Below are 635 nucleotides of genomic sequence, written 5' to 3' on the forward strand. Positions count from 1 at the left end.
CTCAACCGGGCGGTCGTGATGCTGGTGATCGATGTCTCGGAGTCCATGGCCTCCACCGACGTCCCGCCGAACCGGCTCAAGGCCGCCGAGGAGGCGGCCGGCCAGTTCGCCAGTCAGCTCACGCCGGGCATCAACCTGGGCCTGGTCGGCTTCGCCGGCACGCCATACCTGCTGGTGTCGCCCACCCCGCAGCACCAGGCGACGATCGACGCGCTCAAGAAGCTCGACTTCGCCGACAGCACGGCCACCGGCGAGGCCATCTTCACCGCCCTGCACGCGGTGAGCGCCCTGGCCATCACGGGTGGCGACACCCCGCCCCCGGCCCGCATCGTGCTGCTGTCCGACGGCGGGGAGAACAAGCCGTCCAATCCCAGCGACCCGCACGACGGGGTCTACACGGCGGCGCGGCTGGCCCGGGACGAGGGGGTGCCCATCTCGACGATCTCGTTCGGCACCAAGACCGGCGAGATCGAGATGGACGGGCAGCGCGTGGCCGTCCCGGTTTCGACGGACCAGATGAAGACGATCGCCAAGCTGTCCGGCGGGCAGTCCTACACCGCCAGCAACATCGCCGAGCTCAACAAGAGCTACAACGCCATCGAGAAGGACATCGGCTATCGCACCGTGGCCGGGCC

General features: G+C 69.3%; 1 protein-coding gene. It reads left to right on the forward strand.

What is annotated here, in order from left to right; all coding sequences use genetic code 11:
- Positions 1–635, forward strand: a 635-nt coding sequence (locus A5701_RS10190; protein ID WP_156670035.1) for a VWA domain-containing protein, incomplete at both ends; no start/stop codon positions are given.

Origin of the sequence: Mycobacterium sp. E3305 (assembly GCF_001666785.1) — a bacterium.
In the GTDB taxonomy this organism is placed as follows: Bacteria; Actinomycetota; Actinomycetes; order Mycobacteriales; family Mycobacteriaceae; genus Mycobacterium.